Genomic DNA, 16,039 nt, shown 5'->3' with positions numbered 1-16,039 from the left:
TCTAGGGCGCTGGACGGAGGCTGTCAACCGGCTTGTACGGGTGCCGACGTAGCGGCGTATCGCGCTGGTGGAGCGCGATACGCCGAGCGCGACGGTGGGCCGGCGGGCGCTACAGCTCGACGCTCGTGTTGTCCTGACGCGCTCGCTCGATCGCGAAGGTCGCGCGCGTGGTCGCCTCGATGCTGTTCCAGGGGATCGGGCTCGGCGCTCCGGCGTTGCACGCCCGCACGAACGCCTCGATCTGCGCCGCGTGGCCCTTGTCGGCCTTCAGCGCGCGCGTCGTGCGGGTCTTGCCGCGCTCGGTCAGCGAGAGGGCGCGCCAGTCGTGGAGCTGCGCGACCTTGCCCTCGCAGAGCACCTCGTAGCTCTCCTTGGGAACGCTGGGATCTCCCATCGACGTGTAGATCAGCGTCCCCACGCTGCCGTCGCCGAAGGTCAGGGTGACGATGACGTTGTCGTCGCGGTGGTACGCCCCCTCGGCGCCGATGGCGTGCGCGCTCACCCGGACCGGCTCGGCGTTCGCCCAGTACGAGAAGAGGTCGACGAAGTGGCAGCCCTCGCCGACGATGCGCCCTCCGCTCTCGGCCGTGTCCGCGATCCAGCTCGTGCCGGGGACGCGGCCCGCGTTGATGCGCGCGATCATGACGAGCCCCGCGCGCCTCTGGGCGAACGCCTCCCGCACCGTGATGGCGAAGGGGGCGAAGCGGCGGTTGTACCCCACCTGCAGGCGGCCCTTCGCGCCCGCGACGGCCTGCGCGAGCTCGGCGAGCTGGTCCTCGCTGATCGCCGCGGGCTTCTCCACGAACACGTCCCGGCCCGAGGCGAGCGCCTTCGCGGCCTGCGCCGCGTGGCCCGCGTGCCGCGTGGCGATCATCACGGCGTCGACGTCGGGCAGCGCCAGCGCGGCGTCGAGATCCGCCAGCACGTGCGCGGCGCCGAAGCGGTCCGCCGCGTGCCGCGCGGAGAGCCCGCGGCCCGATACGGTCGCCACGAGCTTCGCGCCGGCGGTCTTCGCGAGGGCTGGCAGCAGCACGCTCGACGCGAACGCGCCGGTGCCCACCATCGCCACCCCGAGCGTCGACCGGTCGCGCCGCGCGTGCGTCGTCGCCGTCGCCACCTCTGCGGGCTGCTCCGCGCGGCCGGCCGGGTAGGTCAGCAGCACGCCCAGGTGAGGCTCCAGCCGCTCGCCCGTCACCACCGCGTACGCGTCGAGCGCGTCCTCGAAGGCGAAGCGGTGCGTCACGAGGCTCTGCACGTCGAGCCGCTTGGTCTCGATCGCGCGCAGCACCGCCTCGAAGTTGCGGCGCTCGGTCCAGCGCACGTAGCCGATCGGGTAGTCGCGGCCGCGCTCCTCGTACTCGGGGTCGTAGCGGCCGGGGCCGTAGCTGCGCGAGACGACGAGCTCGAGCTCCTTGTCGAAGTAGGTCTTGCGCGGCACGTCGATCGGCATCAGCCCGACCATCACGATGCGCGCGCGATCGCGGGCGAGCTCGCCCGCGGTGACGAGCGGCTCGTTCGTCGGCGACGAGGCGGTGATCACCACCGCGTCGGCGCCGCGCCCCTGGGTGAACGCGCGGACGACCTCGATCGGGTCCTCGCGCGAGGGCACCGCGCCGGCCACCGCGCCGCGCGCCTTGGCGCGCTCGACCTTGGCCGGATCGATGTCGATGCCGATCACGTCGCAGCCGTGCGCCGCGAGCAGCTGCACCGCGATCTGCCCGAGCAGCCCGAGGCCGATCACCGCCACGCTCGCGCCCAGCGTGGGCCGGGCGAGCCGCACGCCGTGCAGCGCGATCGCGCCCACGGTCACGAACGAGGCCTCCTCGTCCGTGACGCCGTCCGGCACCGGCACCACGAGGTTCAGCGGGACCGCGTTGACCTCGGCGTGGTTGGCGATGCCCGCGCCCGCGCACGCGACGCGGTCGCCGCGCGCGAAGCCCGCCGTCCCGGCGCCCACGGCCGCCACGCGGCCTGCGAGCGAGTAGCCGAGCGGGATGGGGTTGTCGAGCTTTGTGCGCACGGCGTCGAAGGCGGCCAGCACGCCCTCGCGCTTCGCCTTGTCGATGACCTTCGCGACAAGGTCCGGCCGCTCCTTGGCCTTGGCGATCAGGTTCTTGCGGGCCATGTCGACGATGGCGCGCTCCGTACCGGCCGAGATCAGCGAGACCGTCGTGTCCACCAGGACGCCGCCCGCGGGCGCGCGGGGCGCCGCGGTGTCCACCACCGCGAGCTTCCCCGTCCGATAACTCTGAGATACCTGACGCATGCCGACTCTCCTCGTACCTACCTGTCCAGTGCCCATCGACGCACGCTGGCGCGATGGAGCTCGCTCCTATACACCGCCCCGGGGCGCGCTGCTGGCGTTGATCGGCGAGCCGCTGCGGCACGCGCGCTCCATGCCCTGCGGGGGCGCGGCGCAGCATGGATCGCGCGTCGCGCCGGGACTCCCCCTCATGGGTTGAGCCATGATGTGGGATCTTCGCAACCGAAGAGACACCCCAGGAAGAGCCGTTCCTGGGGTGCGGCAAGGATGTCTATGCCGGGCTGGTGCTGCTGAGCTCGGCATAGGCATCCTCCGGGCCAACGGCGCCGTGGAGGGAGCGCCTAGAACACGGCCGTCGCGGGCAGCTCGTCGCTGCGCATCGCACCTGTGACGAAGGGTGAGGCGCTTTGTACTCGAACCACAGACCGCCGGAGACCGGAGATCGAGCGATCCGCACGTCTGAGTGCGAATCGGCTGCCGACGAGCCGCGCGACAACACGGTAATCGGTGGGCGCCAGGACCGCATTTTTCCGCTCAACAGGCCACCGAAAACGCCCTTGGGTGTGGATAATTGCAGTGAAAGTGTAAAATGTGCGATCTCTCACCATGGCGGAAGGTTGGCTTACTAGGGGTTTTACTTACTCGCGTCTCACACTTCTGTCCGTACCTTGCCCGACGGTTGTCTCAGGCGCTTGCATGCGGTAGTAGGGGCACATCGACGAAGGCTTTTTCTGGCATTTTATGATGACGAGCTATGAATATCGCGCTCCGCGCTGCACCAAAGGGGGGCGTAACTCCCAAAGGGAAGGAGAGCGATGGTAAGTACGCTCACTGCGGTCATCCTTGCGCTGGTGCTCTCCTGGGCGACGACGCCGCTCGTGCGCCGTTTGGCGCTCACTGTGGGGGCGGTGGATGAGCCGACCGCGCGCCGCGTGCACACCCGATGCATCCCGCGTCTGGGCGGGCTCGCCATCGTGGCAGGCTTCATACTGCCCCTTTTCATCCTCGTGGCGCTGCAAACGCAGATCGCGCTTCAGTGGTTCACGCAGCACTCGCTGGTGGTCGGCCTGCTGGCTGGCGGGCTGACGATCGCGGCGGCGGGCGCCTGGGATGACATCAAGGGAATGCGCGCACGGCACAAGCTGCTCGCGCAGATCCTCGCAGCCTCGCTCGCGTGGGCTTTCGGGCTCCGCCTCGAGTGTGTGACGCTGCCATACTTCGGCCACGTGTCCTTCTGGCCGCTGTCCTTCTTCGTGACCATCCCTTGGTTCGTCGCGATCATCAATGCCGTCAACCTGATCGACGGGCTCGACGGGCTCGCTGCGGGGGTGGGCTTCTTCGCGTGCGTCGCCAACTTCATCACCGCATACCTGGGCGGCTACCCGGGCAACCTGGTGATTTGCCTGCTCGCGGCGACGCTCGCCGGCGCGATCGTCGGATTCCTGTTCCACAACTTCCACCCGGCGACGATCTTCATGGGCGACACCGGGAGCATGTTCCTCGGGTTCATGCTCGCGGCGATCCCGCTCTTCGGCGTGGGCACGCACAAGGGCGGCACCGCGCTCGCGGTCCTCGTGCCGCTGCTCGCGCTGGGCCTGCCGATCTTCGACATGATCTCGGCGATGGTGCGGCGCTTCATCGCGCGCAGGCCGATCTTCTCGGCGGACCGGTCGCATATCCATCACAAGCTGCTCGACAAAGGCCACTCGCACCGCGGCGCGGTGCTGATCCTCTACGGGCTGAGCCTGCTCTTCACCGTGGTCGCGCTGGTGGCGTACGTCGGCCGCTCGCACGAGATCGGCTTCGCGCTGCTGGCCTGCAGCGCGGCGCTGTTCATCGTGGTGCGCGCGGCGGGCTCGTTCGCGCTCTTCGGGGCGCGCCCGGCCGCCGCCAAGCGCCCGCGCGAGATGGTCGTGGAGGCGCTGCGCCGCGCGGTGCCGCGGGCGCTGCTCGAGATCGAGACCGCGAGCGGTCCCGAGCGGCTGCGCGTGGTGCTCGAGCGCTTCGCGGCAGAGGCGCGGCTCTTGGCCATGGAAGTGAGCTCCAAGGGGGCGAACGGCAACGCGCGTGTGAAGCCCTGGACCTGGACGCGGGACACGGCGACGCCGCTGCGGCTCCGTGAGGCGGTCGTCGCGGTCTTCACGATCGATCTCGCCGGCGAGACCGTCGAGCTGCGGTTCCGCTGGGACAGCGAGGAGAGCGCGGTCAGCCCGCAGGCGGATATGCTGCTGCAGCTCGTGGCGGATTCGGCGGAGCGGCTGCTGCTGCGCCGGCCGTCCTCGCGCACGCTCGAGCCGCTTCCCCAGGGGCACCTGTCGGTGGTTTGAGCCCTTCCTCCAGCGGCTGGCGGGCTCGCGCCGCCAGGCCAGATGGACGAACGACCTAGGAGAGACAGTGGAGATCATCCGTAAAGCCGTCGACTTCAATACAAAGACGAACGCGCTTTATTACAAATTCACGGATCGCCAGCATTACTGGAAGGCCTACCAGGGGCTCGTGGACGAGGCGGTCCTCCCAGCGAAGGACGTGATCCACCTCGGCTGCGGGCCGCTGTGGTTCGGCAAGGTGGCGACCGTGCCGCTCGACGGAAAGACCATCTACGCCGTCGATCCGGACGAGCAGGCGCTCGCGCGCAACCCGGCGCCACAGCACATCTGCGCGTTCGGCGAGTCGATCCCGCTGCCGGACGGCTGCGCCGATGCGATCGCGGCGGACCACCTGCTCGAGCACCTCGAGAGGCCGGAGGCGGTGCTGCGCGAGGCGCACCGGCTCCTGCGTCCGGGCGGGCGTTTCGTGTTCACGGCGCCCAATCTCCTGTCGTATTCGGGGCTCGCGACGCACCTGACGCCGCAGTGGTTCCACGATTTCTACGTGGGCATGCTGCGCGCGTCGCGGGGCAGCAATAACCCCAAGCCGTACCAGACCTACTTCCGCATGAACACCGTGTGGGCCGTACGCCGCATCGCGAAGGCGACAGGCTTCCGCGTGGACAAGCTCTATACAGGGGTCGATCACCCGGCTTATACGGTGTTCTTCCCCGGCTTCCACCAGGCAGCGCTGGCGCTGCACCTGCTGCTCGACAAGGTCGAGGCGCTCGCGCCGTTCCGCATCACGCTCACGGGCAGCCTCGTGCGCGAGTGAGGCGCAGCCCTCGCGCGGGGACGCGAGGTCGTCGCAGCTCCCGGCGCTCTCGGCGAGCAGCGGTCACCACCGGATGCGAAATCCGCCGCGCCAGCCACCCTGCACCTGGCCGCTCCCCGAGAAGACCACCGCCGCCCGCGGCTGCCGGAAGCAGGGGAACCAGACGCCCGAGCTCCGGTCCGGCGTGAGCGCTCTGCCCTCGATCGCGATCGACTGGCTCCGCCAGGCGGCTTCGTCGAGCCTGAGCCGGGAGCACGCGCTCGTCCGGCCGCCGAGGATCTCGTCGTGGATCGTGAGCTCGCGCTCGGAGAGCTCGAGCGCCCGTCGATGCACGGGGGCCCCGGGGAGGAACCGGTATCCGTTGTGCTCGGCCTCCACGGCGACATGCGCGCGGGCCTGCTCGACCCGGCGCACCTCGGCGCGCGCCCGGCGGCCGACGCGGAAAGCGCTCCACACCTCGCTCGAGTCGGCGCCGCCGAGCTCTATCGTGTTGTGCGCGCGCGTGGCCCGGGTCTCCTCCCGGTCGCGATCCGGCTTGTAGCTGGAGACGCCGTAGTCGACGACGGCGCGCTCGCCCCCGAGCCACAGCTCGAACGTGAGCGCGTCGGCGTGCACGTGGCCGGGCTGATACGAGGCCCCGTCCGCCCCCGCGTCGAACGCGAGCCAGGCCCGAGCGCCGGACCGCAGGATCACCCAGCCGGTCGCGGTGAGATGCTGGAGCGAGGGCCCGTCGTCCAGCGCTGCGCCGGGCGCTCGGGCCGGCGCGAAGAGGCCGAGCTCCGCGCCGAGGCCGAGGACGCGATCGAGCTCGGGCGCGGCGTCGAGCGCGGCGTCGTTGAACAGGGGGTAGGTGCCGTCCGGAGCGCGGACAGCGGCGGCCCATGACAGCGCCCTCTGCGCCGTCGTCCGCCAGAGCTCGGGCACCTCGCGCCCCGATGCCTGCGTGAGCTCGATCGCCTCGAGCAGCCCGGCCGTCAGCGCGAGGTGGTACGAGACGGAGAGCTCGAAGTGCCCGCCGTCGTCCAGGAACTGCTCCGGAAGCTGCCAGGCGAGGAGCGCCGAGCCGAGCGTCCACCACGCCTCCGCCTCGATCCCGTGGGTGACCGCGCCTCCGCACACGAGCCCGAGGGCATTCTCCAGCAGGTGGTTGGCGAGCAGGTGCAGCTCGAGGCCGAGCGCGACGGCCCGACAAGCGCGCGCCAGCTCGGCCGAGAGCCCAGGACGCCCGAGGCGCGCGGCGACCGCAAGCCTGCGGGCGCGCACCGAGGCGGGGAAGGGATGCGACGCGATGGGGGCGTCCCACGTGCCCGGGGCCTGGAGCGTCGGGTCGGCCCCGAGCTCATAACCGTAGGCGCGCTCGTACGCATGCAGCAGCGAACCCTCGGGAATCGCGGCCAGGCGCGCGCCGCCGCGCGCCCTCTCGGCGTCCGCGAAGGCCGCGAAGCGCGCGCTCGGCGGGGCGAAGCCGGGGCGGAGGCGCGGAGGCCGCGCCGCGGTGGGGACCTTGCCGAGCGCGCGCTGACCGAGCGCGATCGGACGGGCGAGCACCTGAACCGGGTGGAGCTGCGCCACGGTGCGGGCGACCCGCGGGAGGTTCATGGCCTGTTCCTCCGCTGATCTCCGCGAGATCCCGAACGAAGGACCACGCGCTCCAGCACCTCGATGTAGTCGCGCGCGAGGGCGTCGCGATCGAACGAACGGATGACGTAGGACCGCCCCGCTTCCCCCATGCGCCTTCGCCTGTCGGCATCGGACGCGAGCTCGACGATGGCCCGGGTCATGGCCGGCACGTCCTCGGGCGGAGCAAAGATGCCGGCGCGCGACTCCTCGACGATCGCCCGTGCCTCGCCGTCGACCGAGATCACGACCGGGCGCGCCATGGCGAGGATCTCGAAGATCTTGGAGGGGATCACGGTCTCGAAGAGCTCGGTCTTGCGCAGGGGAACGAGGCAGATATCGGCGGTGGCGTACACCTCGGTGATCGCGTCGCGCGGGAGCGCGCCGAGGAACGTCACGTTGGTGAGCCCGAGCTCACGTGCGCGCGCCTCCAGGCTCGCCCGCTCCGCCCCTTCTCCGACGAAGAGGAAGCGAATGTCGTCGCGCGCGAGCAGGCCTCTCGCCACGTCGAGCACCGCGGAGAGGCCGTGCGCCATCCCGTGCGTGCCGACGTACGCCACGACGAGGCGGTCCCCGAGGTCGAGCTTCGCCCGGAGCGGCGTGTCGCGCGGCGACGGCGTGAAGCGACCGAGATCCACGCCGTTGCGGACGACGTCGATCTTGTCGGCGGGCACGCCCCGGGCGACGAGGCGCTCGCGGAAGCTCTGCGTGACGACGACGATCTCGTCGGCCGCCCGGTAGAGCTGCTCTTCGACGATGGTGAGCCCCTGCACGACCGGATGCCCTGCCGGGAGGGCGCCCACGGCCACGATGGACTCGGGCCAGAGGTCGCGCACCTCGAACACGAACGGCAGCCGGCGGAGCCTGGCGAGCCCGTAGCCGGCCACGGCCGTGAGAAAGTGGGGGCTCGTCGCGATGAGCACGTCGCTCGGGGGCAACGCGAGCTGCGCGAGCGTGAGCGCGGAGGCGGCGAACGAGCCGTACGCCAGCGAGCGACGCACCTTGCCCCGGTTGGCGGCGGCGTAGATCCACGTGCGGAGGACCCGCACTCCATGGAAGTCCTCCTCGATGCGGACCCGACCTCGATACTCGGGCGGGACGACCCCGGTCGGGTGGTTCGGAAGGCCTGTGAGGACGGTGACTTCGTGCCCAGTGCGGCGCCAGGCTCGGGCGAGCTCCGAAACGCGCGCCGCGGGGGCGCCCGGCTCGGGCGGGAAGTAAGGGGAGACGTAAAGGATGCGCATGGTCCGCGTGGCGCTTCAGGCCACGTTCTCGTTGGGGGTTCGTTCAGCCGTTCTCTTGGTGGAGCCGTTCGCGCCCGCGGCCGCCGCCGCGTCGGAGCGAGGCGAGGCCGTCGGTCGGTCGCCGGACGGCAGCGCGGGGACCCTACTGGCTCGACGACGGCCGGCCGAGGCGTGTGTGGTGCAGGGGCCGCTCGGGTCCATGGCGCACTGTACCCATTGCAGAGAGCTTGTGCCGCACGTGCTTGACGACCGAGGCCACCAGGACCGCCACGAGCATCGCGGCCCCCAGCGTGAGCGTGATCTTGAGCAGGGAGCTGAGCTCGCCCCGGAACTGGTAGTACGCGAACGAGGCGAGGCACGCGGCGGTCGCACGGCCGAACAGCGGCGTCTCGCGCGCGGCTGCCATGACGAGCGGCAGCATGAAGAAGACGGCGCTCATCACCGCGATCTGGATGAACGTACCGAGGAGACCGAGGTTCAGGTATCCCTCGGTGGCAGCGCTCATGGCGAAGCCGCCGCCGTGGCGCGCAAAGTCAGGATCCATCCACATGACATAGCGCTCCGATAGCGCGAGCGGCCGTTCGTGCCAGAGCGGCTTGGGCACCAGGATGAGGACGGCGTTGATCCAGCTCTCGCCCGGGTAGTCTACGAGGGGAGGCCTCTCGTTCACGATGTTGACGAGGTTATCGTAGACGCGCTGGAGCTCGCTGATCTCCAGCACGTTCTCTGTCTGATCGAGGCGCAGCACCGCCGACTCGATCTGCGCGGCGAGCCCGCTGCCCTGCTTGAACCGGGCGCCGTCCATCGCGATGCCGTAGAAGAGGACGCCCACCATGCCGATGGCCAGCCACAGGCGCCGGATCTGGACACCGAAAGCATGCAACCCGAGCCCGACGGAGAGGATAGCAAAGATGAGAGGGCCTCGCCGCCCCGTCGCCGTGTTGAGCAGGAAGGTCATGAGGAGCAGCATCCCGGCGACGTACACCATCATCGGGACCCGCAGGCGGGCCTTGCGGAGCGACGCGATCCGGAGAAAAAAGTAGACGGCCGCGATCTGGATCAGGTACCAGCCCGAGATCAACAGGCCCTTGCCGTGCCCTTCCAGGTGGGTGGCCCCGTAGCTCAGCGTGAAGAACCTCCCCAGGCCGATCGAGGCGATCCACGCGAATACGAGCCCGATCCCGAGCGCTCCGAGCGCCATTGTCCCCCAGTCCTGGTCCAGGATCGCCTTCGGGTTGTGCATCGGCACCAGGCGATCGAGGTTCGGCGCCTCGGGGGCCCGGCTCAGGGCGGTGCACACGATCGCGCATCCGGCTGCGCCGACGTAGGCTACCTCCATGGCCGCCTCGTCACGGCTCGACAGATGGAGTCCAGTGGACATGAGCAGGCGCAGGACGGGAGTGTAAGCGACGCTGAGGAAGTACGTGGCCGGCACGTACGTCTCCGGATCCAGCGGATGGAAGCGGGGACCGCCGGCGCGGGCGAGCGACGGGGCGAGCATCAGGACCAGCAGGCCGACGGTCCACCCGATCCCGTTGCCGAGCGTCCCCTCGAGGACGGGGCCGAGCGTCGCCAGGGCGGCGACGAGCATCGTCACCCAGAGCCGGACGCGGCGCGTCCTCGCCCCGGCGGGGGCTGCCTTGGCGGCGCGCCGAGCGCCGTGTGCGCGGGGGATGCCCCGTGCGCCGGGGAGCCTCAAGGAGAGCAAGGGCCGGCGCTCCTCAATTCGGCAGGGGAGGCGGAGGCGGGCCCGCTGGGTCGGAGGGCGCCGGCTCGGCAGGCGTCTGGTAAGGGTCGTCGCTCTTGTAGCCGTAGTAGTGATAGGCGCCGTACTCTTGCCGGTTCAGGTTCACGGCGTTCAGCACGACCCCCACCGTCTTGCCCCCGACGTCGTAGAGCGCCCGGATCCCATGACGCGCGAAGTCGCGCGTCGTGACGGATGCTCGTACGACGAGCACGGTGCCGTCGACCAGCGTGGACAGCACGGTGCCGTCGGTCACCGCGAGCAGGGGAGGGCTGTCGATGAGCACGCGGTCGAAGCGGCCCTGGAGCTTGCGGAGCAGCGCCTTGAAGCGATCGCTGTGCAGGAGCTCCGCCGGGTTCGGCGGGATGGGGCCCGCGGGGATGACATAGAGATTCTCCACCTCCGTCCTGAGCGCGCTCTCGTCGTCGACCACCGAGTCGTCGAGCAGCGCGCTCGTGACGCCGATCTCCATGCCTTTCCCGAAGATGTGATGGAGGCGCGGCTTGCGGAGGTCGCAATCGATGAGGACGACCTTCTGTCCTGCCTGCGCCATGGCGACGGCGATGCAGCAGCACGCCGTCGTCTTTCCCTCCGCGGGCCCGGCGCTCGCGACGAGCAGCGTCTTGTAGGGGTGGTCGGGCGACATGAAGAGCAGGTTGGTCCGGATCGCGCGGGCCGCCTCCGCGATCCCGCTCTTCGGCTGATCATGGACGACGAGCTCGCGCCGGCCCGGCTGGGCAGCGCGCCTGCCGCGGCGGTTCGCCTTGCGGAGCTCAGCCTCCTGCTTGCCCCGTTTGTCGAACTCCGGCAGGAGGCCCAGGAGGGGTAGACCGAGCTCCCGCTCCACCTCATCCGGCGTCTTCAGCGTGCGATCGAGCAACGCCCGCCCCAGCGCCGCCCCGATCCCGAGGAGCAGCCCGGCGAAGATGCCGACCGCGATGTTGGTCCCGACGCGGGGACGCAGCGGGGTGAGCGCGAGGCTCGGCCTGTCGAGGACGCGGATGTTGTTCACCCGCATCATCCGCTGCAGATCGCTCTCCTTCGTGCGCTCGAGGACGAGCTGGTAGAGCTTCTCCGTGTTGTCCTTCGTCCTGCGGAGGCGGTCGTACTCGATCTTCAGAGAATTCAGCCCGAAGGCCTGCTTTCTCGAGTCATCGAGCAGCGCCGCGAGGCCCGTCTCCTGGCGCTTCACGATGGCGAGATCGCGGCTCACCGCGCCCTGAACATTCTTGACCTCGGCGATGAGCGCGCTCCGGTTGGCGGTAATCCGCTCGTTGGCGGCGCGGACGTCCGGGTGGTTATCGCCCTTGCCAGAGCCGAGGAGCGCGTCGCGCTCGCGGACGCACTCCTCCTGGCGCGCGCGCAGCATCTGGAGGACCGGGCTCTGGATGAGCTCCGAGGCGGGGAGGTCGGTCGGGTTGTTCGGGTCGACCTTCGACAGCTCGTGGTTCCTCGCGGAGAACTCCTCCCGCCGCGTGCGCACCGACGTGAGGGCGTCGTTGATCTGCTTCATCTCCTCACGAAGCATGTTGGTCTTGTCCTCGAAATCCACGTCGAGGATGTCATTGCTGAGCTTGTATTCGTGGAGCGAGGTCTCGCTCGCCTCCAGGTCGTTCTTCAGCTTGTCGAGCTGTATCCTCAGCCAGTCGACCGCCGAGTTCGTCGAGGCGAGCGCGTCATCGAGGTTCTGCTCGATGTAAACATCCATCAGCGTCGAGAGCACGCGCTGAGCCCGTTCGCGATCCGCATCGTTGTAACGCACGACCGCGAGGCGGCTGTCCTTCACCGGCTCGATCAAGAGCCGTTCGAGCAGGAGCTCCGCGGCCTCCTCAGCGGTCACGGTCTTCGGCGCGGGAGCCGCCGCCTCCCTCGGGAGGTCTTGCAGGAAGTAAGCGTCGCTCTGCAGGCTGAGCCGGGCGACGACCGCGAGCGCCACCCGCATCGACCGGATGACCTTGTACTGGGTCTCGAAATACTCTCGGTTGTTCCAGTACGACCCAGCGCCCATGTCGACCACGGTGTCGACTCCGCGGCCGAGCGGCCTCGGAGGATTCGGATCGAACTGTACTGTCGTCGTCGACTGATAAATTTTCTTCTGCCCGAGCGTGTAGAACGTCACGCTGAGGGCGACGAAGAGCAGCGTCGAGAGCGCGGTGGCCCAGTGCTTGCTAACGATGCGCAAGGCCGCTACGAGATCGAACGAGCGCTCGGTGGAAGCGTCGTTTGGGGACAGGGACGTCGAGGGGGCTCTGAGTTCGTCAGCCATAAGTCGTGCGATTGAGGCGCGTTTCCCAGGGTAGGGGTCCGCGCGGAGGGCTAAGGTGCGCCCCAGGTCCCCAAAATTCAAGCCGGCGTTCCGAATTGGGAGCGGATGTAGTATAACATGCGCATCTCGGGCTGTCTACGGCCCGAATGCCCGGTCGCGGGCGCGGCAGAGGTGCCAGCCGGGAGGACTTTTGCTCGCTGCTGCCGCCCCGCCGGGATGGACTACACTTCGGCCGCGTGCTCCGCGCTCCGCTCGCTCGCTCGCTGAGGACAAGCAGAATGACACGGTCATCGATGGTCATGCGTGCAGGCGCGATGGCAGCGTGCTCCGCGCTCCTCTTCGCCGGGAATGACGCGTTCGCAGACTGGCCTTCTGCCCGTCACGACCCGCAGCGCACGGGCGCCACGCCGTCCACGAGCAATATCGTCAAGCCGGCGCCCTACTGGCGCTCGTACCTGGGCGGAGCGCTCTCGTCCAGAAGCGTGTTCACAGGCGACGTGAACCAGGATGGCGAGCTCGACGTGCTCTTCGCCTCCGGAGGGCGCGTGACGCTCTCCGATCCGCAGGGCTTCACCCGCTGGAGGACCCCTTCGCTGGGCTTCCGGACGCTGCAGGCCGTCGAGGATCTCGACGGAGACGGCCTGCTCGAGGTGATCGTCTTGACCGGCGCGGGGGCGGCCGTGCTCGATGGGGCGAGCGGGGTCATCCTCTGGATGGAGGACGCTTCGGAGCTCGGCGTGCTCGGCGCGGCGCGCCTCGCAGACTTCAATGATGACGGCCACCTCGATCTGTTCCTCGACGAGTGCGGCTGCTGCTCGGTGCGGACCGACAGCCCGGGCGTCATCTACAGCTTCGCGAGGGGGTTCAGCGCCGTGGAGAGGCTGCCCTCCCCGCCGAAACGCGCGCGCTGCAACGCCTCGATCGACACCGTGGGCGACTGGGACGGGAACGGAACAGCCGATCTTCTCGTGTCTTCTCAAGACAGACTGTTATTTGTCTCCGGGGCTGGGGACGTCTTCGCGGAGTCCGCGATCGTCGGAGCGCACCTCGGCGGCGCGTCGTGCGAGGCCGTGACCTTGGGCGACCCCTCGAGCCCCCAGCGAGCGCTCTGCTTTCAGAATCGGGTGTTCGGCGTAGAGGGGGCGCGCGAGGTCTCCCTGCTCGCGTACAGGCCGGGCGAGAGCCCATCGCTGGCCGTCGTCTGGCGAAAGACGCTCAGCCCCAACGACGGCGGCGACGCCCGGGCCCCGACGCGCCTCGCCTGGGATCTCGACGGCGACGGCGCGCTCGAGGTGCTGGCGAGCGGCAAGACGGGCGAGGCGTGGACGTCGCTCGTGCTCGACGCGGCCACGGGCGCCGAGCTCGCCGTCCTCCCCGAGGAGATCGCGCAGGGCGCGATCCCCGGGGAGGACGGCGTCGGGCAGTGGATCATCACCTCGCGCGAGGACCGCGTGTCGGCGTTCCGGTTCAACCGCGCAGCCGGACAGCGCGTCGAGCGGCTCTGGTCGCTCGATGGGGAGCTCGTCCGCACGCGGCTCGACTGGGGGCGAGCGCAGCAGACGGGGCTCAGCCAGGCGCTGGTCACGCCGGATCTCGACGGCGACGGGCGCGGTGAGCTCGTGCTCGAAGCCACCTCGGCGCCGGTGGCGCTCACCGCCTACGAGACGCGCGCGGCCGGGGCCTCGCCTGCCGCGGTTTACCGGGTCGACCTCGGCGTCGGCGTCGCGGCGCTCGACGTGCCGGCGTCGACGTCTCCGGCGGCGCCGCGGCTCATGGTCTCCCGCGAAGACGGGTTCGTCGCGCTGCTCGACGCCTCGCTCGCGCCGACGAACCTCATGCACGAGGGGCGCGAGGTCGTGCCGGGCCTGCGCGTTGGCAGTTACAGCACAGGCCCCGGCGCGTACGTGGACTTCGGCCGCGCTCCGATCGCGGCGAAGCTGTCGCCGGGAGACGCGGCCGCCAGCGTGGTCGTCGTCGACAGCCGGGGTGATCTCCTCCGGATCGCGTCCGAGGACGCGAGCAATGTCGCGCCGGCCAAGGCGGCCTGGCGCGTCATCGACGCGTTCGGCGCCTCCCTCTGGCCCGCCGACGACCGCTCGCCGGCGACCCTCGCGTGCTTCAGGCGGCGGCACCCGCTCGTCGATCCGCCGAGGTACGCTGTCGTGGCGCTCGACGCGAACGGCAGACAGACGAGCGAGACCGCGGTGCAGAAGCCGCCCGCGTGGGACGTGCTGCACGGAGACCTCGACGGCGACGGCGCGCCCGAGCTCGTGGCGCTCACGGTCGATCCCACCTATCGCACCGAGATCCTCGCGCTCGATCGGAGCGGCGGGATGCGATGGAAGCATGACATCAACGCCTCGGTCGGGACCCAGGCCGTCGCGATCGCCGACTGGAACGGAGACGGGGCGGAGGACGTCGCCGTGGCGATCAACTCCGCCCGCGTGCTGTCGGGCCGAGACGGCAGCGCCCTCCGCGAGGGCACGGAGCGGTTGCCCTATTTCATGCCGATCCTCGCCGACGTGTCGGGAGACGAGCGGCTCGAGATGACGCTGCAAGGGGGGTATCACCCCGAGAGGACGCTGCCGCACGATCTGAGCGCCGCGCTCTGGAAGGGCCCCGTGGGCAGCCGCCCGTTCCCGCACGGCGCGATCGCCAGGTGCGACGGGAGGCCCCTCCTCGTCGAGGGCTCGTTCGTGCACCCGGCGCGCCTCTCGTTCACCAAGCTCGACGGCCCCGGCGCTGGCCGGTCGAGCTTCGTCGTGCTCGCCGGCGACGCCTCGTTCGCCGACGAGCAAGCGGCGGAGCAGGCGGGCGCGATCATGGGCCAGCTCGGCGACGCCGCGATCTCGCAGAACCTCACCGGGCTCGCGGCCGCAGGCCCCACCGTCGTGGTCGGCTCCACGAACGGCTTTCTCTACGCGGTCGACGCGTGCTCGGAGCGCCTCCTGTGGTCCTATGCCTTCGGCGAGCCCGTCGGCGCGCCGATCCTCGCGGACACCGACGGCGACGGCCATGACGACATTGTCGTGAGCGTCGCGGACGGCTACCTCTACAACCTGCGGCACGAGAACCTGCCCGCCCCCGATTTCGTCTGGGAGATCGACCCGAGCACGAGCGGCTCCAGCGAGGACGTCGACGAGATCGAGACCCGGGACACGCTGTACGTGGCGTGGTCGAAGGTCCCGACGGCCACGTCCTACCAGGTGGCGGTCGTGGGCGGCGAGGGGAACTACGTGAGCTCGCCGGCGTGGCGGGAAGTCGGCGACGTCACCGAGGCCTCTATCAGCAGGCTGCCGCTCCTCGACGGGGCGAAGTACTACGTCGGCGTCCGCGCGGTCTCCGCCGCCGGGCTCTCCCCGGATCGCAGCTCGGACGGGGTGATCGTGCGCATGCCGCAGGGCGAAGGCGGCGCCGGTGGAGACGGGGCCGGTGGGGTCGGCATCGGCGGGGCCGGTGGGGCCGGGGTCGGTGGGGTCGGCGCTGGCGGGGCCGGGGCCGGGGCCGGGGCCGGTGGGGTCGGCGGTGGCGGGGTCGGCGTGGGCGGCGTTGACCTGGCGCTGCCGGGGGACACGCTTCTCTACGGCCGGGGCTGCGTCTGCTCCGAGGCGCCCGGGCAACCCGGCGCCTCGTGGACGGCCGGCCTCGGCGGCATCGCGCTCGCGCTCCTCGCCCTCGGCAGGGCCCGGGCCACGGCGGCCGCTCCGGCGAGCCACCGCGCGGCGCGCCGCGGAAGCACCGCGCGAGCCTAGCCTCGACGTGGA

The 16,039-nt window shown here is 70.4% G+C and carries 8 protein-coding genes; 3 read left to right on the top strand and 5 right to left on the bottom strand.

The window, feature by feature from the left end; all coding sequences use genetic code 11:
• Positions 1–109: 109 nt before the first annotated feature.
• Positions 110–2,266, bottom strand: a complete 2,157-nt coding sequence (locus WMF36_RS38225) for a bi-domain-containing oxidoreductase (protein ID WP_437575764.1) — start codon at positions 2,264–2,266, stop codon at positions 110–112.
• A gap of 812 nt (positions 2,267–3,078) precedes the next feature.
• On the opposite strand from WMF36_RS38225, the gene WMF36_RS38220 reads away from it, so the two are divergent.
• Complete coding sequence (locus tag WMF36_RS38220) at positions 3,079–4,590, top strand: glycosyltransferase family 4 protein (protein WP_437575763.1); 1,512 nt, start codon at positions 3,079–3,081, stop codon at positions 4,588–4,590.
• Between the two features lie 67 nt (positions 4,591–4,657).
• Positions 4,658–5,404, top strand: a complete 747-nt coding sequence (locus WMF36_RS38215; RefSeq protein WP_437575762.1) for a class I SAM-dependent methyltransferase — start codon at positions 4,658–4,660, stop codon at positions 5,402–5,404.
• Between the two features lie 63 nt (positions 5,405–5,467).
• Here the strand turns inward: WMF36_RS38215 and WMF36_RS38210 are convergent, their stop codons facing one another.
• From WMF36_RS38210 to WMF36_RS38195, 4 genes are all read right to left on the bottom strand, one after another.
• Positions 5,468–7,003, bottom strand: a complete 1,536-nt coding sequence (locus WMF36_RS38210) for a heparinase II/III domain-containing protein (protein WP_437575761.1) — start codon at positions 7,001–7,003, stop codon at positions 5,468–5,470.
• Positions 7,000–8,265 (bottom strand): glycosyltransferase family 4 protein, encoded by a 1,266-nt coding sequence (locus WMF36_RS38205; protein WP_437575760.1) that lies wholly within the window; start codon positions 8,263–8,265, stop codon positions 7,000–7,002. Before WMF36_RS38205 ends, WMF36_RS38210 begins: the two co-directional genes overlap by 4 nt.
• A 142-nt stretch (positions 8,266–8,407) precedes the next feature.
• Entirely contained in the window at positions 8,408–9,973 is a 1,566-nt protein-coding gene (locus WMF36_RS38200) for an O-antigen polymerase (protein WP_437575759.1), read from the bottom strand.
• Positions 9,974–9,986: 13 nt separating this feature from the next.
• On the bottom strand, positions 9,987–12,191 hold the full coding sequence (locus tag WMF36_RS38195; protein WP_437575758.1) for a GumC family protein: 2,205 nt from the start codon (positions 12,189–12,191) through the stop codon (positions 9,987–9,989).
• Positions 12,192–12,589: 398 nt separating this feature from the next.
• Between WMF36_RS38195 and WMF36_RS38190 the strand changes: the two genes are divergently transcribed.
• Positions 12,590–16,027, top strand: a complete 3,438-nt coding sequence (locus tag WMF36_RS38190; RefSeq protein WP_437575757.1) for an FG-GAP-like repeat-containing protein — start codon at positions 12,590–12,592, stop codon at positions 16,025–16,027.
• Positions 16,028–16,039 lie beyond the last annotated feature (12 nt).

This window comes from Sorangium sp. So ce887, assembly GCF_051521455.1.
In the GTDB taxonomy this organism is placed as follows: Bacteria; Myxococcota_A; Polyangia; order Polyangiales; family Polyangiaceae; genus Sorangium.
The sequence above is the reverse complement of the archived record's forward strand: the minus strand, read 5'-3'. Positions and strand labels throughout refer to the sequence as shown.